Source organism: Mycobacterium conspicuum (genome assembly GCF_010730195.1).
Taxonomy (GTDB): Bacteria; Actinomycetota; Actinomycetes; order Mycobacteriales; family Mycobacteriaceae; genus Mycobacterium; species Mycobacterium conspicuum.
In genome coordinates, this window is record NZ_AP022613.1 from 1,384,129 (window position 1) to 1,403,470 (window position 19,342).

Annotated in this window: 20 protein-coding genes; 5 read left to right on the forward strand and 15 right to left on the reverse strand. The window is 67.8% G+C overall.

The window, feature by feature from the left end:
- Positions 1-5: 5 nt before the first annotated feature.
- On the reverse strand, positions 6-1,037 hold the full coding sequence (locus G6N66_RS06655; RefSeq protein WP_163645790.1) for an NAD-dependent epimerase/dehydratase family protein: 1,032 nt from the start codon (positions 1,035-1,037) through the stop codon (positions 6-8).
- A 179-nt stretch (positions 1,038-1,216) separates the two neighbouring features.
- Positions 1,217-1,963 carry a cysteine peptidase family C39 domain-containing protein gene (locus tag G6N66_RS06660; RefSeq protein ID WP_085232288.1) on the reverse strand — a complete coding sequence of 249 codons (747 nt, stop codon included), beginning with the start codon at positions 1,961-1,963 and terminating at the stop codon, positions 1,217-1,219.
- 121 nt (positions 1,964-2,084) lie between these two features.
- Here G6N66_RS06660 and G6N66_RS06665 point away from each other — a divergent pair, with 121 nt between their 5' ends.
- Positions 2,085-3,047 carry an alpha/beta hydrolase gene (locus G6N66_RS06665; protein WP_372515605.1) on the forward strand — a complete coding sequence of 321 codons (963 nt, stop codon included), beginning with the start codon at positions 2,085-2,087 and terminating at the stop codon, positions 3,045-3,047.
- Here the strand turns inward: G6N66_RS06665 and G6N66_RS06670 are convergent.
- A complete protein-coding gene (locus tag G6N66_RS06670) occupies positions 3,001-3,636 on the reverse strand; it encodes an HD domain-containing protein (protein ID WP_085232438.1) in 636 nt (211 codons plus the stop codon). The genes G6N66_RS06665 and G6N66_RS06670 overlap by 47 nt on opposite strands.
- A gap of 98 nt (positions 3,637-3,734) precedes the next feature.
- Here G6N66_RS06670 and G6N66_RS06675 point away from each other — a divergent pair, with 98 nt between their 5' ends.
- From G6N66_RS06675 to G6N66_RS06685, 3 genes are all read left to right on the forward strand, one after another.
- Positions 3,735-4,154 carry a DoxX family protein gene (locus G6N66_RS06675; RefSeq protein ID WP_085232287.1) on the forward strand — a complete coding sequence of 140 codons (420 nt, stop codon included), beginning with the start codon at positions 3,735-3,737 and terminating at the stop codon, positions 4,152-4,154.
- A gap of 104 nt (positions 4,155-4,258) precedes the next feature.
- Positions 4,259-5,059: an SDR family NAD(P)-dependent oxidoreductase gene (locus G6N66_RS06680; RefSeq protein WP_085232436.1), complete on the forward strand. Its 801-nt coding sequence runs from the start codon at positions 4,259-4,261 to the stop codon at positions 5,057-5,059.
- Positions 5,059-6,009, forward strand: a complete 951-nt coding sequence (locus tag G6N66_RS06685; RefSeq protein WP_085232286.1) for a phosphotransferase family protein — start codon at positions 5,059-5,061, stop codon at positions 6,007-6,009. Before G6N66_RS06680 ends, G6N66_RS06685 begins: the two co-directional genes overlap by 1 nt.
- Before the next feature lie 12 nt (positions 6,010-6,021).
- Here G6N66_RS06685 and G6N66_RS06690 read toward each other — a convergent pair whose 3' ends face one another.
- A complete protein-coding gene (locus G6N66_RS06690) occupies positions 6,022-6,228 on the reverse strand; it encodes a hypothetical protein (RefSeq protein WP_232079223.1) in 207 nt (68 codons plus the stop codon).
- 228 nt (positions 6,229-6,456) lie between these two features.
- Between G6N66_RS06690 and G6N66_RS06695 the strand changes: the two genes are divergently transcribed.
- Positions 6,457-7,128 carry an MspA family porin gene (locus G6N66_RS06695; protein WP_085232435.1) on the forward strand — a complete coding sequence of 224 codons (672 nt, stop codon included), beginning with the start codon at positions 6,457-6,459 and terminating at the stop codon, positions 7,126-7,128.
- Positions 7,129-7,259: 131 nt separating this feature from the next.
- Here G6N66_RS06695 and G6N66_RS06700 read toward each other — a convergent pair whose 3' ends face one another.
- The 11 genes from G6N66_RS06700 to G6N66_RS06750 form a co-directional block, all read right to left on the reverse strand.
- Complete coding sequence (locus G6N66_RS06700) at positions 7,260-8,555, reverse strand: acyl-CoA dehydrogenase family protein (protein WP_085232284.1); 1,296 nt, start codon at positions 8,553-8,555, stop codon at positions 7,260-7,262.
- A 3-nt stretch (positions 8,556-8,558) separates the two neighbouring features.
- A complete protein-coding gene (locus tag G6N66_RS06705; RefSeq protein WP_085232434.1) occupies positions 8,559-9,713 on the reverse strand; it encodes a CaiB/BaiF CoA transferase family protein in 1,155 nt (384 codons plus the stop codon).
- On the reverse strand, positions 9,710-10,498 hold the full coding sequence (locus G6N66_RS06710; protein ID WP_232079224.1) for an enoyl-CoA hydratase/isomerase family protein: 789 nt from the start codon (positions 10,496-10,498) through the stop codon (positions 9,710-9,712). The genes G6N66_RS06705 and G6N66_RS06710 overlap by 4 nt, the downstream gene beginning before the upstream one ends.
- A 181-nt stretch (positions 10,499-10,679) precedes the next feature.
- Entirely contained in the window at positions 10,680-10,916 is a 237-nt protein-coding gene (locus G6N66_RS06715; protein WP_085232282.1) for a DUF1918 domain-containing protein, read from the reverse strand.
- 79 nt (positions 10,917-10,995) lie between these two features.
- On the reverse strand, positions 10,996-11,829 hold the full coding sequence (locus G6N66_RS06720) for an oxidoreductase (protein WP_085232281.1): 834 nt from the start codon (positions 11,827-11,829) through the stop codon (positions 10,996-10,998).
- A 21-nt stretch (positions 11,830-11,850) separates the two neighbouring features.
- The gene (gene ppk2 / locus G6N66_RS06725) at positions 11,851-12,729 is read right to left on the reverse strand and encodes a polyphosphate kinase 2 (protein ID WP_085232280.1); all 879 of its coding nucleotides are present in this window, start codon (positions 12,727-12,729) and stop codon (positions 11,851-11,853) included.
- A 7-nt stretch (positions 12,730-12,736) separates the two neighbouring features.
- Positions 12,737-13,402, reverse strand: a complete 666-nt coding sequence (locus G6N66_RS06730; protein ID WP_085232279.1) for a nitroreductase family protein — start codon at positions 13,400-13,402, stop codon at positions 12,737-12,739.
- A gap of 3 nt (positions 13,403-13,405) precedes the next feature.
- Positions 13,406-14,929, reverse strand: a complete 1,524-nt coding sequence (locus G6N66_RS06735) for an Hsp70 family protein (protein ID WP_085232278.1) — start codon at positions 14,927-14,929, stop codon at positions 13,406-13,408.
- A 162-nt stretch (positions 14,930-15,091) separates the two neighbouring features.
- The gene (locus tag G6N66_RS06740) at positions 15,092-15,364 is read right to left on the reverse strand and encodes a hypothetical protein (protein WP_139825134.1); all 273 of its coding nucleotides are present in this window, start codon (positions 15,362-15,364) and stop codon (positions 15,092-15,094) included.
- A 150-nt stretch (positions 15,365-15,514) separates the two neighbouring features.
- Positions 15,515-17,743, reverse strand: a complete 2,229-nt coding sequence (locus G6N66_RS06745) for a carbon starvation CstA family protein (RefSeq protein ID WP_085232276.1) — start codon at positions 17,741-17,743, stop codon at positions 15,515-15,517.
- 23 nt (positions 17,744-17,766) lie between these two features.
- Entirely contained in the window at positions 17,767-19,314 is a 1,548-nt protein-coding gene (locus G6N66_RS06750) for an ATP-dependent DNA ligase (protein ID WP_085232275.1), read from the reverse strand.
- Positions 19,315-19,342: the final 28 nt, after the last annotated feature.

Here is a 19,342-nt window from a genome sequence, read left to right on the forward strand (position 1 = left end):
GGTGACTACGGCGCCAGCGCGATGCCGGCGAGGCGTCCAACATGTTCGGCGGTCAAGTGGCCGGCTTGGAACATCCAGATCAGCGTGTCGCGGTAGCTCTCGGCAGCATCCCGAAAGTGCAGCCCGAGTTCGCGGGTGGTGCGCCCGGCGTCCGCACCGGGCCATCGCGTCATGAACTCCATGCTGTCGCGCGTCAACGGAAAGTTGAAGTCGTAGAGGCGTTTTGCCGCGTCGCCTGCCCAACCGGCGGCGCGCAGCAATCCCCCCGGCACCCGGATGCGTCGGACCCGATGGCCGATGAGGCCGTCCAGCAGGTCGAAGTACTCAGACCAGCTCAGCATGCCGCCCGCGGCGGCATAGCGATGCACTCCGTCGGGCAGGTCCAACAACTTCACGTGCAGCAGTGCCAGGTCGCGGACGTCGACGGCCTGAAGACCGGTCGATGTGATGATCCCGAGATCACGCACATGTGCACGCAGGCCCTCGTTGACCGTGCTCATCGTCGGGTCGTTGGGACCCACGACCGCGGCGGGGTAGCAGATGCGGATCGGTGCGCCGTTCTCCTGCAGCAGCCGCACGTACCGTTCGGCTTGCGCCTTCGAGCGCGCGTATGCCGTGGTGCCCGGCGCGATCGGCAGCTCGGGGGACAGGGGTGGGCCACCCGGCTCGAAGAAGACCCCGAGGCTCGACACGTAGACGATGCGGGGTAACCCAAGCCGCACCGCGCCGCCCACCACCAGCTCGACGCCCCGCGCGTTGGTGTCCTCCACCAGGCGTGCCGCCGCTCGACGCAGGTCGACGACGGCCGCCGCATGGACCACACCGTCGCAGCCGGCAAGGGCCTCGTCCACGGCGGCGGCATCCGTCATGTCGCCGACCACGATGTCATCGGGGCCATCGGGGCCGTCGGGCTCGAACACCGCGCGCACTTTGGCGCGGTCGCGCACCAGGAGCCGCACGCTATGGCCGGCAGCCACCAGCGCCCGCACGGTGTGCGAGCCGGTGAAGCCCGTGCCTCCGGTGACGAGCACCTTCACCGGGCGCTCCTTTCTGGTCGCCCCCGGCCAGCAGCTCAACACTGCGCGATCGGTCGCCGCCGCACGCGAAATCGCGACGGTCCCATAGCAAGTCCATAGAAATCGCCGACGATCACGCGCCCCAGGATCGGAAACCCAAGCGTCAGTGGCTCTTCGGCGCCGACGCCGCACTTAGCTTTTCAGCTCGTGACGGTCATTTGCTGGCCGCTGCTGTCCCACGACCTCACGAAGATGTCGATCGGCACCATCTCGTTGCGGCCCTTCCTGCTGCCGCTGTCGTTGAGGTGCACCAGGCCTCGGGCGGTGTCCACACCCGTCACCACCACCGCGTGGTTGGCCTCGGGATCGCCGTCTTTGTTCTTGTCCTTGACCGGCTCGCGCCAGATGATTTGGGCGTTGACCCCGGCGATGACCTTGCGGCCCTTGGCCAGAGCCTGTTCGAGTGACTCCAATCCGGTGGGGAGACCGGTCTTTTCGGCCCTGCTCTTGCTGGTGCTCACCGCCTGGATGCCGTAGTGCGCGAGCAGCACCGGCTCATCGTTGAAAGAGGTCCCGTCGCCGTGCTTGTGCTTCTCCGGGATGGTGTAGACCGGTCCGGAGTGCGTGATGCTGGCGGTCGAATGGGCCAGCTCGACGATCGCGTGCTCGGATGGTTGGTTGCCGGTCAGTTCACCGACGACGTCGGCGACCGACATCGGCACGCAGTCGTCGTCGTACTCCTGGTAGTGCCAAAACGGCGCGGCCGCCTCGGGGTCGCCGTACAGCGTGCCCCAACTGTTCGGCGGGTTGGGCGAATGCGGAGCGGCTTGGGCGGTGTCCATTGCCGGCCCCATCGCCATGCTGACCGCCAAGCCCAGCGTGCCGGCGGCGGCCAGCACCACGGCGCCGACCGCTCGCGCCGCGGTCGCAATCCCGGCCCCGACCATGCTGTTCCCTCTGCGCTAAAGGCGTCGCACCGACAAATTCTGGGAGAGATTGTCGCCGAAGCCCGCGGCTTGCGCGGCCGAATCGAAGAATCCGTCCCGGCGCGGCTATCCTGTCGTCGCGATGATGCCTTCTGCCCGACATTGCTCACCCTTGCGCTTCGACGTCAGCGACGTGGTCGGGGAGCGAGCATCGTTGGCGGCGACGTACTACCCCCGGCGCACCGACGATGCCGCTGGGGCCGTGCTCGTCTGCCTGCCCGGCGGCACGTACAGCCGCGAATACTGGGATCTGCACGTGCCCGGCCGCGCCGGGTACAGCTTTGCCGACTTCGCCACCCAGCGCGGCTACGCCGTCGTGACGGTCGACCCGCTGGGCACCGGCGAAAGCTCTAAACCCGCAGGCGATTTCGACTTCACCAACATCGCCGCCGCACTTGACGTGGCCGTCCGGGCGCTGCCCGAGGCCACGGGCGAACGGCTGCCGCCGGTGGCCGTCGCGCATTCGCTCGGTGGGTATCTGGCGATCACCCAACAAGCGCTGTATCCCAGCTACGCCGGGCTGGCGGTGCTCGGGTGCACCAATCAACATGTCGCGCCGCTGAACCTGGACCCGGCGTTCATCGCGCGTGCGGCGACCCCGCAGGGCCGCGCCGCGCTCGCCGAGGAGATACTGGCCGCCCTTCCGCAGCCCTACTTCGAGGGGCCCCGCGAGCACATGTCGAGCTGGTTCCACCTCGCCGACGTCCCGGCCGACGTCATCGAAACCGATTCCGTCGCAACCAAATCGGTGGTCCCGCGCGTGTTCGGCACCGCCATGATCCCCGGCGTCGTCGCCGAGCACGCCGCGCGGATCGATGTTCCGGTGCTCATCGGCTATGGGGCCGTTGACGTTTCACCAGAGCCCCGCGCGGAGGCCCGGCTTTACCGCAACAGCCCGGACATCACCACGCTCGTCCTGGCGGGCAGCGCGCACTGCCACAACATGGCCTCCAGCCGGCGTCAGCTGTGGCAGCGGCTGCTCGACTGGGCTGAGACCGTCACTCGCCCCATCGGCCGTGCAACGCCGCAAGTTCCACCAGGGTGACGCCGTCGGTTTGCCGTTCGCGCAGCGCGCCGCCGGGCATCGAATAGGGTGGCGCCGCGTCGGGGCTGCGCTGCGCATGCGCCACGATCGCGTCCAGCAGCGTGCGCGCCATGGCCAGCCGTGGGTACCGGGCGTGGATCGCCGCGGCGGTCCGCTCGTCGATGAAGTCGGCGTTGCGCCCGAAATCCACACCCACACCGCCGTGCACCAGGTGGCACAATGGCCCACGCCGATCGGCAATGCCGAAGGAGGTGTGCAAAGCGATCGCCTCCCACACCGCGTCCACCGTCGCGCGCTCACATCCCTGTTCGGTCAGCAGCGCCGCGGCGAGGTCGGCGCCCTCGACTTCAAAGCGCTCTTTGCCGGGCGCCGCGCTGCCCGTACCCAGATCGTGCAGGACACAGCCCAAAAATAACGCCTCGCTGTCGTAGTCGGCGCCGCAGCGCAGGCCTTCGTGGGCGGCGAGCAACTCGGAAAACAAATAGCTGCGCACGCTGTGGTTGAACACCGACGTCGACTCGCTGGATTGCGACAACTCGATCGCGGCCCGCGCGACGGGTGTGTCCGGAAGAGAGGGAAGTGGTTGCATGCCGCCACCGTAGGAGCCGATTTGCGGCACCGACAGTGGCTACACCGACACGCCGCCCACGATTTAAGCCATGCCCGATCGCTTTGTAATGTTGGCCAATGCAGAGCCTCCACCAACGCCTCGACCGCCATTCGCCGGCCGTGCTCAGCCTGTTCCGGTTCGTCTATGGCCTGCTCTTCGCCGGCAGCGGCTCGATCGCGGTGTTCGGCTGGCCGGTCCCCCCGGCGTATCCCATCGCGCTCGGCGCCTGGCCCGGCTGGTACGCCGGAGTGATCGAACTGGTTACCGGGTTACTGATCGCCGCGGGACTGTTCACCCGGCCCGCCGCCTTCATCGCTTCGGGGCAGATGGCGGTCGCGTACTTCTGGATGCATCAGCCGCACGCGCTCTGGCCCATCGGCAAGCCCCCGGGCGGCAACGGCGGAACCGAGGCGATCCTGTTCTGCTTCGCCTTCTTCCTGCTGGTGTTCACCGGCGCGGGGAGCTACTCGATCGACGCCCGGCGGGGAGCAGGCTAGCGCGCGCCTGGCGCGTGCCTATACTGCGGAGCGACTGATAATGGCATTCTCTACTTTGGAGAAGCCATTTCCAGACGGTCCCGATGAGGGCGGAGGTGTCGAAGATGGACGCTGACCTGCGCTGCGACGGCATGGTGGCGCTCGTTACCGGAAGCAGTCGAGGGCTGGGCAAGGCGATCGCGGCGCGGCTCGCGAGGCAGGGGGCGACGGTCGCGCTGACCGCCCGGACGATGGACCCCGACCCCAGGTACCAAGGCTCGCTGAGCGGGACGCTGGAGGAGATCGTCGCCGCCGGCGGCAAGGCGGTCGCGATTCAGGCGGACCTCTCCAGCGCCGACGAACGCGAACGGCTCTTCGCCGAGGTGGTGAGCGCCGTCGGGGCACCCGACATCCTGGTCAACAACGCCGCCGTGACCTTCCTGCGTCCCCTGGACGGCTTCCCGGACCGGCGCGTGCGGCTGATGATGGAAATGCACCTTCTCGGCCCACTGCAGTTGTGTCAGTTGGCGATTCCCGCGATGCGCGAGCGGGGGCGCGGCTGGATTCTGAACGTGACGTCGGTGGGTGGCGACCTCCCCCCGGGCCCGCCGTTCTCCGAATTCGACCGGACCGCCGGCTTCGGCATCTACGGCACGGCGAAGGCCGCGCTCAACCGGCTCACCAAAAGCCTTGCCGCCGAACTGTACGACGACGGCATCGCCGTCAACGCGGCCGCGCCGTCGAATCCCGTCGCGACCCCGGGGGCGGGCACGCTGGATCTGGCCAAGACCGACACCGAGGACATCGAGCTGATCACCGAGACCGCGTTGCGGTTGTGCACCGGGGATCCGAAGACGTTGACCGGGCGCATCGCGCACACTCAGCCGTTTCTGGCCGAGGTCGGCTGGTCGCCGCCGGCGCGCTGATGGTCGAACTCGACCTCGGGCAGCTCCGTCGGCGACTCGCCGGCGCCGAGATCACCGACGTCACGCCGCTGGCCGGGGGCGCCTCGAGCCTGACCTTCGGCGGGGTCCGCGATGGGCAAAAGGTGGTGATCAAGGTCGCCCCGCCCGGCGTGGCGCCGGTCGCGCACCGCGACGTCCTGCGGCAGGCGCGCATCATCAAAGCCCTTGCGAGCAAACGGGCTCCGGTGCCCGAGGTGCTGTGGGAGGACGCGGGCGATCCTCCGCTTTTCGTGATGTCCCACGTCGAAGGCGATTGTGTCGAGCCGCTCTTCGACGGTGTGGATGCGACCGATCCGACCGATCTGACCGAGCGGTACCGCAACGCGTGCCGCACCATGGCGGCGTTGCACAGCATCGCGCCGGCCGACCTCGGCCTAACGGGCGAACCCGTCGTCGATCCGACGGCGGAGGTCCATCGCTGGTGTGCCACGTTGCAGACCGTCGATGCGGCGCTGGTGCCCGACTGGCAGCAGGTGCGGGACGCGCTGTTGCGTTGTACACCAACGGCTTTGGCGCCATCGGTGGTACACGGCGACTTCCGGCTGGGCAATCTGCTGGCGGTGGGCGCCGACATCAGGGCGATCGTCGACTGGGAGATCTGGTCGATCGGCGATCCGCGCATCGACGCGGGCTGGTTTCTGATCAACTGCGACCCGGACACCTACCGACGTGTGCCGGTGTCCGCCGCCATCGCGCCGCGGGTCGACGAGCTCACTGAGATCTATCGGTTGGAGGGCGGCTCGGTCGCCGACTTGGACTGGTTCAGTGCCCTAGCGTGCTTCAAGTCCGCGGCGACGTGGTCGCTGATCGTCAAGCACAACCGCCGAAGAAGCTCGCCGCGAGCCGAATTGGAGGCCATGGCGGAAACGCTGCCGGGGCTGTTGGCGCGGGCGCGGTCGCTGCTGGATTAATGGCGTAGGTGCTCAGCCGCAGTTGGCGTGCAGATTTTCGCACCACATGCCGACGCCACCCATATCGCCCGTCGAGCCGAGTGCATCTTCCATGGGGTTCGTCATCGTGGTCGGGAACTGTATTTGCCATTCGTCAATCGATGGCAGGTCGGGCGGCTGGCCAGGGTCCGGCGACGCGAACGCCGTGCCCGTACCACCCGCTAGAGCGGCGATGGCCATCGAACCCGCGAGCAGTAGACCAGCGCACCTGCGGATAATCATTGCGGCCTCTCCGTCGTCTGCCCGAATTGCCGGCTAATTGAGGCAATTCTACATTCAGCGTCCGTATCGCGTAAGAGTTACGAATACACAACGACTTCGATTGGCCGTCCAGCAAACTCGCGGCGCGCAACGACGAGTCCGTACGTTGTCGTCGTGGGGCCGGTAGCCGTCATCGTTCGTCGCGTGCTGGCGGTAACCGTTTGCCTCGCCTTGTCATTGCCGACGGCTTCCTCGACCAATGCCGATCCCGAGGTCGAGCCTGCCGGTGCAGCTACGGCGCCGCCGCCGGGAGCGGCGGTGCCCTCGAATCCTCCCGTGCGACTCGACACTCCCGACGGCTGGACTCTGGCGTTGGGCGCGAAGGACGAGATGCAAGTTCCCGTGCCACCATTGACCACATCGATCGCGTCGCGCGAATACATGGCCAGCGGCATTTTCGTCGGCTCACTGAAAGGATCCGAAGAGCCCCACGGCGTCCTGGAAGTGGGTTACCAGATCGGCTGCGGGATCGACATGAGCACATCCAACGGTGTGATCATGGAGGGCGGCACCGGCATCATCCCGGGTGTCAGCCCGACCTTCGACACCACCGGTACGCTGCCGCCACTGTTGCCGTATGTTTCCACGCCCATCAACGGCGTGATGAGCATCGGGCTCAAGCCCGGTCTCGTCATCGTGGTGCCGGTGATCAAGAAGCAATTCAAGGGTGCGAACCCGTGGGTGATGATCAGCAACTTCCACGTCAAAATCGACGGGTGTGTGGGACAGTCGTTCATCCGGTCCTATGCGGTGCTGACTCGAACGACCGACCTGTCCGACGTCGTGCTGTCGTACGTCGGCGTCACCAAAGCCGTTTGATAGCAACGCCTCGAGGCGCGCGCGTTCGACTTGACCGGGCGCGGCACCCGGCTTTTAGCGTCCAGAGCGTGCGCAGTTGTACAGTCCGCTCAGCGCGTCTGCGCGCAAACACGCACGCTCGCGGATGAGGGCTAGCCGCGCGGGATGCCGGCCAGCTTGTCGGCGAACTTCGCCTCGGCGGCCTCCCGCAACCGCAGCAGGTGCTCGGAGGGGAACAGATCAGGCGACGGCACACGGTCTTTCAGCAACTGCCGCGCCAGCGTCACCTTGTGCACTTCGGTCGGACCGTCGGCCAGGCCCAGCACGAACGACTCCACCAGGTACTGCACGAACGGCATCTCGTGAGTGGTACCCAACGAGCCGTGCAGCTGGAGGGCACGCGCCGACACGTCGTGCAGCACCTTCTGCATCATCGCCTTCACCGCCGAAATGTCGGCCCGCACCGCCTGGTAATCGTTGAATTGGTCGATCTTCCAAGCCGTTTGCAGCGTCAACAGGCGGAAGGCTTCGATCTCCATCCACGAGTCGGCGACCATCTCCTGGACGAGTTGCTTGTTGGCCAACACCTCGCCCTGGGTGTAGCGCGACACCGCCCGCTCGCAAATCATGTCGAAGATGCGCCGGACCAGTCCGACCGTGCGCATGGCGTGGTGAATCCGCCCACCGCCCAACCGGGTCTGCGCGACCACGAAGGCCCCGCCGCGCGGGCCGAGCATGTGATCGGCCGGTACCCGCACGTTCTCGTAGCGGACGTAGCCCTCGCGCCCGCCGCCGGTCGGCTGATAGCCCAGCCCGACGTTGCGTAACACGTTGATGCCGGGGGTGTCGCCGGGCACGACGAACATCGAATAGCGTTGGTAGGGCGGTGCGTCGGGGTCGGTCATCGCCATCACGATGATGAACGACGCCATCGAGGCGAACGACGAGAACCACTTCTCGCCGTTGATGATCCAGTAATCGCCGTCGGCGACCGCGGTGGTGGTGAACACCTTCGGGTCGGCGCCGCCCTGCGGTTCGGTCATCGAGAAGCAGGACACGATCCGGTTGTCCAGCAGCGGCTCGAGGTAGAGCGCCTTGAGTTCCGGTGTGCCGTAGTGGGCGAGTATCTCGCTGTTGCCGGAATCGGGCGCCTGCGAGCCGAAGACGATGGGTGCGCACTCCGAACGACCCAGAATCTCGTTGAGCAGCGCCAGTTTCACCTGGCCGTAGCCCGGCCCGCCGAGGTGCGGGCCCAGGTGGGTGGCCCACAGCCCGCGCTGCTTGACGATCTCCTGCAGCGGGGGGATCAGCGCCTGGCGTACCGGATCGTTAAGGTCGTGGGATTCCTTGACGATCAAGTCGATCGGTTCGCACTCGGTGCGCACGAAGTCCTCGACCCACTCCAGTTGTTGCGCCCATTGCGGGTCGGTGGAGAAATCCCACGACATGTGTCATCCCCTCTTGCTTTGTCTCACGCTTTGTCTCACGAAGCCGGCCTGTTCGAGCCCGGTGATGGCGTCGGTGTCGAAGCCAAGCTCGCGCAGCAACGTATGCGTGTGGTCGCCGGGCAGCGCCGGGGGTGTGGGTGGTGCGGGCCGGGTCCGTGAGAATCGCGGTGCCGGCGCCGGCTGCGTTACGCCGTCGACGTCGATGAACGTTTGGCGCGCGACGAGATGCGGATGCCGGGGGGCCTCGGATAGCGAAAGCACCGGTGTGGCACAGCATCCCGGCGAATCGAGGATCCGTTCCCATTCGTCGCGGGTCTTTTCGGCGAAACGCGCGGCCAATGTCGCCCGATGCGCCGCCCACGCGGCCGGCTGGTCGTCGTCGTGCGGCACGTCGACACCGAGGCGGTCGCACAGCTCGGCGTAGAACTTCGGTTCCATCGCCCCGACCGCGATGTGGCGTCCGTCGGCGGTGGTATACGCACCGTAAAAGTGGGCGGCACCGTCGAGCAGATTGTCCTCGCGGCGGTCACGCCAGGTGTCCTGCCGAACCATCCCGAAATACGGCGCCAGCAGGGTCGCCACGCCGTCGATCATCGCGACGTCGAGGACCTGGCCCTCGCCCGACTCGCGGGCCTGAAGGATCGCGCTGAGCAGGCCGACGGCCAGCAGCATGCCGCCGCCGCCGTAGTCCCCGACCAGATTCAGTGGTGGCAAAGGGGTTTCGGCCGTGCCGATGCCGTGCAGCGCGCCGGTCAGGGCGATGTAGTTGATGTCGTGGCCGGCATGTCCGGCCAGGGGGCCGTCCTGGCCGTATCCCGTCATGCGGGCATACACCAGCCGCGGATTGCGCTCGCACAGCGCGTCGGGGCCGATGCCCAGCCGTTCGGCCACGCCGGGCCGGTACACGTCGACGAAGGCGTCGGCGTCGTCGGCCAACCGGTGCACGAGGTCCCTGCCGCGGGGATCCTTCACGTCGGCGGCAAGCGAACGCTGGCTGCGGCGAACGGTGTAGTCGATCGGCAGCGGGCCGTCGACGGTGGCCACGGGGTCGATCCGGATCACGTCGGCGCCCAAGTCTCCCAACAGCATTCCGCAGAATGGGCCCGGTCCCAGGCCGCCCATCATCACGATGCGCACGCCCCGCAGTGGGCCGGTCACGACGACCATTTCGCGCGGCGCGCGGCCGCCTCGTCGGTCGCGTGCGAGATCACCTGATTGCGGTTCTCTAGCTCCAGCGCCGACGCGAGGCTCGACGCGTCGGTGTTGACCTGCAGCGCGCGCTTGGTCAGTTGCGCGCTCAGCGGGGCATGGTCCGCGATCAGCCCGGCCAGCTCCACCGCGCGCTCGCCCAGGCGATCCGGTTCGACGACCTCGCTGACCAGGCCACGCCGATCGGCCTCGGCGGCCGACACCGTGCGCCCGGTCAGCATCCAGTCCGCGGCGACGCTGGTGCCCACGATGCGCGGCAGGTGATAGCTCATGCCCATCTCGGCACCCGACAGCCCAAGCAGGATCGCGCCGTTGGCGAAAGATGCTGCCGTCGAACAGATCCGGATATCCGACGCCAGGCACAGCGCCAACCCCGCGCCGACGCAGGGCCCGTTGACGGCGGCGACGACCGGTTGTGGCAGGTTCCGGATGGCTTCGGCCAGTGCGGCCATGGTCTCCTGGAATCGCATGCGATCCAGCGCGGGCGCATCGGCCTGCGGTATGCCCGGCCCGGAATCGCGCACGTCGATGCCGGAGCAAAAGCCCCGCCCGGCGCCGGTGAGAATCACGGCGTGTACCGAGCGGTCGACGGCCAGATCGTGCAAGGTCTGGGCCAATTCGGACCGCATGGCCTCGTTGATCGCGTTGAGCCGGTTCGGACGGTTCAGGCGGATGACGGCGACGCCGTCGCGCGGTCGATCGAGCTCCAGAGTGCCCGGCGATTCTCTGCCCACGAGAATAAGCTTCTCCCACAAAGCGAAGCCATTGTCAAACATGGATGAGTCACGTCTGCCGCGCGCGACCCCGATCCGGCCTCAAGCCGAGCGACAACGGTTTGTCGCTCGGAGGCGGACAAAAAGTGTGTCGCCCTCCGGCCCGTGACCGGTGGGGCGAACGTGACTCGCGCGCGGACCGCTAGGAACGGCCGGCCCGCGCCCCGGCGCGGCGTGCGGATTCGGTGTGCTCGGCGGCGCTCACGACGACGGCGTCGCACCCGGGGTACACCGTGGCCTCGTGCCCGTCCACCTGCCAGCGCACCACGTAGGGCGGCGAACCGTCCGCGGAGCGCACCTCGAGGATCTCGGCGTGCTGATCGTGTCGTTCCGCGGTCGTGCCCTTGACCACGAGAAAGTCGCCGACTTTGGCTTTCATCTCGCCCGCTCCCTTCCGACCGGATTGAGATCTGATGAAACCCAGAACTCTTCCCATCGTGCGCGCGTTGGCCCCCGGCCTACAAGGAGTCAAAGTTGGTACTGGTGCTGAGCTTTTCCCAGTCGGCGATCTCGCTCGCGCGCGCGTCGGCGATGTAACGGTAGGCGGCCACGGCGTCGGGCCCCAGCAGCAGGAAGCCGGGGGGCTCGGGTGCCTCGACGGCCGCGATGATCGCCGCGCCGGCCTTGGCCGGGTCGCCGGCCTGGTTGCCGTGGATGGTGTCGTTCTCTTTGCGACGCTGTCCGGCGGTGTTCGCGTAGTCGTCGATGACCGTGCTCGACTGGACGAGCGACCGGCCGGCGAAGTCGGTGCGAAACGCGCCGGGCTCGACGACGGTCACCGAGATGCCGAGCGGCGCGAGCTCGCCGCGAAGGGCCCCGCTGAGGCCTTCGATGGCGGCCTTGACCGCGGCGTAGTAGCCCGATCCGACCGGGGTCAGTTGCGCGCCGATCGAGGAGATGTTCACGATCGCGCCGCGACGCCGGGACCGCATGCCGGGCAGGACCGCTTTGATCATCGCGATGGTGCCGAAGAAGTGCGTCTCGAACAGGGTGCGGACGTCGGCGTCGTCGCCTTCTTCGACGGCGGCCCGATAGCCGTAGCCGGCGTTGTTGACCAGCACATCGACGCCGCCGAAGCGCTCCTCGGCCTGCCGCACCGCCGAGCCGACCTGTTCGGGGGAGGTGACATCGAGGGTGGCGGCGAGCACCCGCTCCGGTGCTGCCTCGGCCAGGTCGGCGACTTTCGTCGCATCGCGCGCGGTGACGACGGCGTTGTGGCCGGCGCCGATCACCGCTTCGGCGAGGGCGCGCCCGAGTCCGGTCGAACAACCGGTGATGAGCCAGGTGGACATAGGAGGCAATCCTTCCAGACCTCAGTCGGCCAGCGCGCGGCCCACAATCAGCGGATCCGGCTCGCCGACCAGCTCGACGTCCTTGTCGTCGTACTCGGACTTGGCCAGGACGTAGCGCATGGCGTTGATCCGGGCGCGCTTCTTGTCGTTGCTTCGCACCACGATCCAGGGAGCGAGGTCGGTGTCGGTCGCCTCGAACATCTCCTCCTTGGCGGCGGTGTAGTCATCCCAGCGGTTGATCGACTCCATATCCATCGGCGAAAACTTCCACTGCCGCACCGGGTCGACCAGCCGGACCGCGAATCGGGTGCGCTGCTCGGCCGGTGACACCGAGAACCAGAACTTGGTCAGGTCTATGCCGTCATTGACCAGCATCCGCTCGAAAACCGGTGCCTCCCTGAGGAACTGGGCGTGTTCTTCGGGCGTGCAAAAGCCCATCACCTTCTCCACGCCCGCGCGGTTGTACCAGGACCGGTCGAACAACACGATCTCGCCGCCGGCCGGCAGGTGGGTGACATACCGTTGTAAGTACCACTGCGTTTTCTCGCGTTCGCTCGGCTTTTCCAGCGCCACGGTTCGTGCGCTGCGCGGATTGAGATGCTCCATGAAGCGCTGAATCGTGCCGCCCTTGCCGGCGGCGTCACGGCCCTCGAACACGATGACGTGTCGGGCGCCGATGCGCTTGGCGTGGTTCTGCAGCTTCAGCAACTCGATTTGCAGCCGGCGCTTCAGGCGCTCGTATTCGTCGCGCGGCATCCGGTGGTCGTAGGGATACCCCTCACGCCAGGTCTGGACATGGTTGCCGTCGCGGTCGAGCAAGATCGCGTCGTCGTCGTCCTCGTCGTTGACCGTGTATCCGTGTTCCGGAGTGGAAAGGGCATCGAGGTCGATCTCTGGCATGGCCGCATCACCCCGTCAGCGGGGGGCCGTCGAAGCGCCCGACGGTGACGAACTCCGCGATCGGCCGGCGGCGCAGCTTGGTCAGTTGCCGGGTGGGTTTGCCGAGCGGCACGACGGCCGCGACCGCATGATGGTCCGGGATGCCCAGCAGGGTACGGACGTGGTCCTCCTGCGGGATCGCCATCGTGGTCATGGTGCCGCCGTAGCCTTCGTTGCGAGCGGCCAGCAGGATGTTCCAGATCAGTGGATACACTGACGCCCCGCTGGCCAGGCCGACGCGGTCCAGGTGCTGATCGACGGAGGCGACGACGCCGAGGTCGACGGTGACGACCAGGACGACGGGAGCGTTGATGATGGGCGCGGTGAATGTGTCCGGGATTTCGGTGCGGTCGATCACCTCCTGCGGCACTGCGCTGGGATGCATTGAATTCCAAGGGTTTTCGCCGGCCGACAGCTGCGCGAAGTAGCGCCGGGCCGTGGGGGCGCCGAGGTCGGCCAACCGGCGGCGGGCTTCGGCGTCGCGCACCACGGTGACGTGGGCGCCTTGCCGGTTGCCGCCGCTCGGGGCGAAGCGGGCGTTGTCGATGATGCGCCACAGCACCTCGTCGGGCAGGGGGTCGTCGGTGAACTCGCGCGCGGCGAACGTCGTGCGCATGACGTCGTAGAGGTCCATGTGTCACACGCCCGCAGAGACGCGTCGTTCCAGCCGGAAGGTGCGCTGGTAGCCGGCCGGCCGCGTGGTCAGGGTCACTTCCACCGCGCCGCTGGGGGCGACGACGTAGCGCTCCTCGACCTCCGGTCCGTCGCTCCAGCGCCCGACCGGCTGGCGCCCCAGATCCTCCCGGTCGTGCAGCGCCGGGTCGAACGGGAACAGGACCGGATCATAGGGCACCACGTCGCCGTCGGGACGACCGTCGACCAGCCGGCTGCACTCCACAAACCGAAAATGTCCAATGTTGTGCGCCGCGCGATAGGTGCGGCTGATGACCAGCGGCGAGCGCCCGTCGGGCGGCAGTGACGCGTCCTTGGGCACGATCAGATCGAAGACCACGTCGTCGCCGGCTTGCGCCTCGCGGAACACGCCGAAGTGGCGCGAAAAGCGTTCGGACAGTTCGAAACCGGACGAGGTGTCGAGGAAGACGGCGAGGCCGATGGCGGTGGCGGCGAACGGGTGTGGCGAGCGCTTCACCCGCCGCTCGCCGAACGTGGTGCGCAGCATCCGGGGGACCAGCGGGAAGCCGCCCGCCCCGCCCACCACGTAGATGCCGGCCACCTCCGACCACGCGACGTCCTGGTCTCGCGTCGGGTCGCGAAGGACGCGCTCGAGAAGCTCGGTGGTCTGGTCGACCAGCGGCGAGCACACCGAATAGACGTCATCGATGGGACAGGAGAACGGGGCCCGCTCCGCGCCGTCGATGGCCGTGAGGTCCACCAAAAAGCGGCGCGTCTGCGGCCCGACGGATTCCTTGCGCGCGCCGCACTCCTCCCGCAGCAGATCGCGTGCGGCGCAATCCACCGCCAGCTTCGAGCGGGCCAGGACGAGTTGGGTGATCGCCTCGTCGAAGTCGTCGCCGCCCAGGCGTTGGATGCCCTCGCTGATGACCACCTCATTCACCTGCCCGGTCATCCTCAGCAGCGAGGCGTCGAACGTGCCGCCGCCCAGGTCATAGATGAGCACGTACTCGCGTTTGGCGGTGATCGTGGAGCGGTACCGATGGGCGTACTCGAGGCCCGCCGCCGACGGTTCGTTCAGCAGGGCGACGACATGAAAACCCGCCGCCACGAAGGCATCCAGCGTCAGCAGACGCTGGGCGCTCGACGCGTTGGCCGGCACGCTGATCGCGGCCTCGACGGTTTCGCCCGGCGCGAGCCCGGCGTTCGAGCGATTCTGCAGATCCTCTTTCAGCCGAGCCAGCAGGCCGGTGAGCAGGTCGGCCAGCCGGTAGCTGCGCCCGGCCAGGGTGACCTCGGTCCGCGGACCGGCCTGGTTGAGCAGGCGCTTGACCGACCGCAGCACCGACCAGCCCGGCTCGTGGCGCACGGCGGCGGCGTCGATCCCGAAGCGCAGCCGCCCGGCCGAGTCGGCGGCGATCAGCGAAGGCCAGGTATCGCTGCCGTCGAAGGCGACGACCGGGTAGTTACCGCGGTCGACAACCGCGACGGCCGTGTGAGTGGTGCCAAAGTCGATGCCGACTCTCATTCCACCGAAGTCTAAGGTGGTGCGCGGCCGTTAGGCAGGGCCACGCGGGTCAGTCCTCGAAATGGCGTTCGTAGTCGCTCTGCTCCAGCCACCATTGCAGGTTGTACGTGCCCGCCGCGAACATGCACATCACCACGGCGCAGCCGAGCGAGATGACGGCGTTCACAATCGCTCCATCGCGCGTGCCATGGCGGCGTTCTCGAGGTAGGCGTAGCGCTTCGGCTGGTACCGCGGCCGCGGGCGTGGGGCCCGAGACGATGCGGTCGAGGTGGCAAACATGCGTCGGACGGCGGCGACGAGCCGGCCGCCGGGGTGCGCGCGGCGCACGCCCGCCGCGGCGGCCGTGCCCAACAGCACCTGCTGCGGGGTGATCACCACCGCGGGCTGTTCGGCGGGCTCGGCGGTGTTGGCGAGTACCGCTGGTGAAACCGACATTTCGGGTACCTCCTGCACGAGCGGCCGGTGTGTGCAGTCACCGTAAGGTCGACGAACACGCCTTGGGATGCGTAGTCGACTACCTGTCTTGGCGTGAGGCGGCGCGGCCGGCTAGGTCGGTATCACCACGCAGGAATCAACACGCAGGAATCAACACAACGCGTCCCACGCGCTTTGCACCTCGCGCTCTGCGGCGGTGGCGATCAGGCCCGACGGCGCGAACCTTTTCGACGGCACCGGGTCGTCTTCGCTCAACGGCCTGCCGCCACCGCGAATTGCCCTGAGCGCCACGGCCGCTCCGACGATGACCACGATGATGACCACCAGCGCGAAGAGGATGGACAGGGTGCCCTGGATGAAGGTGTTCCTGATGACCTCGTCGAGCTGATGGGCGTTCTTCGCCGCGCCGAACGTCGTCTTGCCCGCGTGCTTGGCCGCCACGTAATTGGCATGCTGCTTCCAGTAGCCGACGGCCGGATCCGCGGAAAACACCTTCTGCCACGACGCCGTCAGGGTGACGACGAGATCCCAGAGCAGCGGAACCCCCGGAATCCACGCCCACTTCAGCAGGCGCTTCTTGACGACGATCACGGTGATGACGGTCAGCGCGATCGCCGCGAGCAGCTGGTTGGCGATCCCGAACAGCGGAAACAGCGTGTTGATGCCCCCGAGCGGATCGGTCACGCCCATCAGCAGGATGCTGCCCCACGCGGCAACAACGACCAGGCTGCAGGCCCATGCACCCGGGCGCCAGCTGGGATTTTGCAGCTTGGCGAGCGGCCCGCCCAGGTTGCCCAAAGCGTCGGAGAGCATGAAACGCGCGACCCGGGTGCCGGCGTCGACGGCGGTCAAGATGAACAGCGCCTCGAACATGATCGCGAAGTGGTACCAAAATGCCTTGAGGCCGGCGCCGCCGAACACCCGATGCAGCACCTCGGACATGCCGAATGCCAGCGTCGGTGCTCCGCCGGTGCGCGACACGATCGACTTCTCGCCGATGCCGCTGGCGGCCTGGTTGATCTGGTCGGCGGTGGCGGGAACCCCCGGCAGGCGAAGGCCATTGACATAGTGCGCCGCGCTCGCCGCGGTGCCACCCGTCTGCGCGGCCGGGGCGTTGAGGGCGAAATACACGTGCTGATCGATGAGCGAAGCGGCGATCAACGCCATCACCGCGACGAAGGACTCGGTGATCATGCCGCCGTAGCCGATCATCCGCATCTGGCTTTCCTTCTCCAGCATTTTGGGCGTCGTGCCCGACGAGATCAGGGCGTGAAATCCGGACAGCGCGCCGCAGGCGATGGTGATGAACAGAAAGGGAAATAGCGATCCGGCGAACACCGGTCCGTCACCGCGGGTGGCGAACCCAGAGATCGCCGGCGCCCGCAGGATCGGGTGCGCGATGCAGATGCCGACCGCCAGCAACGCGACGGCGCCGACCTTCATGAACGTCGAGAGGTAATCGCGCGATGCGAGCAGCAGCCACACCGGCAGCACCGATGCCACAAAGCCGTAAATGATGATCGACCAGGACACCGTTTCCGGTGACAGGTTCAACCAGGCTGCGCCCCAATGTGTTTCGGCGACCCAGTCGCCGGACGCGACGGCGACCAACAGCAGCGTGATGCCGATCAGGGAGACTTCCACCACCCGCCCGGGGCGCAGGAAGCGTAGGTAGCAGCCCATGAACAGCGCGATGGGGATGGTCATCGCGATAGAGAACACGCCCCACGGGCTCTGGGCCAGCGCCCGCACCACCACCAGCGCCAGCACCGCGATGATGATCACCATGATGATGAAGGCCCCGATGAGGGCCGCGGCTCCGCCGACGGCACCCAACTCGTCGCGGGCCATCTGGCCCAGGGAACGGCCCCGGCGCCGGGTCGATATCCACAACACCAAGTAGTCCTGGACGGCCCCGGCCAACACCGCGCCGACGATGATCCAGATGCTGCAGGGCAGATAGCCCATCTGGGTGGCCAGCACCGGACCGATGAGCGGTCCGGCCCCGGCGATCGCGGCGAAATGGTGGCCGAACACCACGCGCCGGTCGGTCGGCACGAAGTCCGTGCCGTTGTCGAGGATTTCGGCGGGCGTCGCATGGTCGTCGCGCGGGCGAACGATTTTCATCTCGATCAATCGCGCATAGAACCGGAAGCCGATGACGTACGTGCAGACCGCCGCCACCACCAACCACACCGCGTTCACGGTCTCGCCGCGGACGAACGCGATGACCGCCCAGGCGATCGCCCCGATGACGGCGATGATGCCGAAGATGACCTTGTGCCGCACGGTGATGGGGGAGCGATCGATGATCGCCACGGGCGGCAGGTCGTCGTCGGTGCGGATAAAGCTGACACTCTTGTCGTCGTCCACGGTCACGGTGAAACCCTACGACGGGCGCGTCAGTACAGCGCGCGCACGGCGTCGACGGTGTCGGCCTCGGCCGGGCTCTTGTCGTCGCGGTAGCGGACCACCCGCGCGAACCGCAGTGCCAGCCCGCCGGGGTAGCGAGTGGATTTCTGCACCCCGTCCAATGCGATCTCGACGACCTGCTCGGGGCGCACGCGCACCACGTAGTCGTCGGTGGGGCCGGTGGCCAGCTCGGTGAACCGGGAGGTCTGCCAGTCCAGCATGGCGTCGGTCATGCCCTTGAAAGTCTTTCCCACCATGACGAATTCGCCCGAGACGGGGTCACGCGCGCCCAGATGAATGTTGGACAGCTTGCCGCGCCGCCGCCCCGACCCCCACTCCACGGCGAGCACCACCAGGTCAAGCGTGTGCACCGGCTTGACCTTCAGCCAGCCGGCGCCGCGCCGGCCCGCCTGATACGGCGCGTCCGGCGACTTGGCCATCACGCCTTCGTGACCGGCGGCCAGCGTCGCCGCCAGGAAGGCCTCGGCCTGTGCGGGGTCGGACGTGGTCAATCGGTCCACCCGCTGCGCCGGCGGCACCAACGCATCCAGCGCGGCCAACCGCTCGGTGGTCGGCGCGTCGAGCAGGTCGACGCCGTCGCGGTGCAGGATGTCGAAGAAGAACACCGAAAGTGGTTGTGCCGCAACCGCTGCGGTCACGTCGACCGAACGACCGAAGCGTGAGGCGGTGACCTGAAAGCGGTGCGGGCGATTGTCCGGCCGCAGCGCGATCGCCTCCCCGTCGGCGACGAGCTCGGTGACCGGCAGCGCCAGCGTCGCCGCCACCACCTCGGGCAGCCGGGCCGTCACGTCGTCGAGGCTGCGCGTGTAGACCGTGACCTCGTCCGCGGACCGGTGGATCTGCACGCGCGCGCCGTCCAGCTTTGCCTCGAAAATCGTTGCGCCACCGTGCCGTTCGAGCGCATCGGTCACGCTGGTGGCGGTCTGCGCCAGCATCGGGCCAACCGGACGGCCGACCCGCAGCGTGAACGCGTCCAGTGCAGCGGCGCCACCGGACAGCGCCGCCGCCGCGACCGCCGGCAGATCCCCGCCCAGCATCGCGGCGCGCTGCACCGCCGCGGCCGGAATTCCGGCGGCCTTGGCGACGGCGTCGGTCATGATCCCGGCCAGCGCGCCCTGGCGCAGCTCGCCGCCCAGCAGCCGCAGCAGGAAGGTCTGTTCGGTGTCGGTCGCGCCGGCGAACAAGCCCGCGACCAGTTCGGCGCGGCGGGCCTGCGACCCCTTGCCCGACACGGCGCCGATCTCGGAGAAGATCGCGTCGACCGCGGCGACGGTCAGCGTCGGCTGCCCAGACACGGCCGCCGCGGGCCGGGACCGCAGCGCCGCCCAGCCCACGCCGATCTGGCGTTGCGGCAGTTCGCCGGAGAGCCACGACACGAGGATCGCGATGAGTTGCGGGCCGGACTCCGGCTCAAGCGAAGCCCGTCGCAGCAGCTCGGCGATGTGGGCGACCTTGGAGAGCCGCGACGAAGTGCCGCCCACATTAAGCGAGGTGCTTGCGACGTCGACAAGGAGCACGATTCAGCTTGGCATGGCACTCGGACAA

Bases quoted from the DNA above. Each gene is read 5' to 3' on its own strand.
- G6N66_RS06740 (WP_139825134.1), bottom strand. From the start codon at position 15,364: ATGTCGGTTTCACCAGCGGTACTCGCCAACACCGCCGAGCCCGCCGAA.
- G6N66_RS06665 (WP_372515605.1), top strand. From the start codon at position 2,085: ATGATGCCTTCTGCCCGACATTGCTCACCCTTGCGCTTCGACGTCAGC.
- G6N66_RS06680 (WP_085232436.1), top strand. From the start codon at position 4,259: ATGGACGCTGACCTGCGCTGCGACGGCATGGTGGCGCTCGTTACCGGA.
- G6N66_RS06675 (WP_085232287.1), top strand. From the start codon at position 3,735: ATGCAGAGCCTCCACCAACGCCTCGACCGCCATTCGCCGGCCGTGCTC.
- G6N66_RS06720 (WP_085232281.1), bottom strand. From the start codon at position 11,829: ATGTCCACCTGGCTCATCACCGGTTGTTCGACCGGACTCGGGCGCGCC.
- G6N66_RS06685 (WP_085232286.1), top strand. From the start codon at position 5,059: ATGGTCGAACTCGACCTCGGGCAGCTCCGTCGGCGACTCGCCGGCGCC.
- G6N66_RS06660 (WP_085232288.1), bottom strand. From the start codon at position 1,963: ATGGTCGGGGCCGGGATTGCGACCGCGGCGCGAGCGGTCGGCGCCGTG.
- G6N66_RS06700 (WP_085232284.1), bottom strand. From the start codon at position 8,555: ATGTCGTGGGATTTCTCCACCGACCCGCAATGGGCGCAACAACTGGAG.
- G6N66_RS06735 (WP_085232278.1), bottom strand. From the start codon at position 14,929: ATGAGAGTCGGCATCGACTTTGGCACCACTCACACGGCCGTCGCGGTT.
- G6N66_RS06690 (WP_232079223.1), bottom strand. From the start codon at position 6,228: ATGGCCATCGCCGCTCTAGCGGGTGGTACGGGCACGGCGTTCGCGTCG.
- G6N66_RS06715 (WP_085232282.1), bottom strand. From the start codon at position 10,916: ATGAAAGCCAAAGTCGGCGACTTTCTCGTGGTCAAGGGCACGACCGCG.
- G6N66_RS06730 (WP_085232279.1), bottom strand. From the start codon at position 13,402: ATGGACCTCTACGACGTCATGCGCACGACGTTCGCCGCGCGCGAGTTC.
- ppk2 (WP_085232280.1), bottom strand. From the start codon at position 12,729: ATGCCAGAGATCGACCTCGATGCCCTTTCCACTCCGGAACACGGATAC.
- G6N66_RS06670 (WP_085232438.1), bottom strand. From the start codon at position 3,636: ATGCAACCACTTCCCTCTCTTCCGGACACACCCGTCGCGCGGGCCGCG.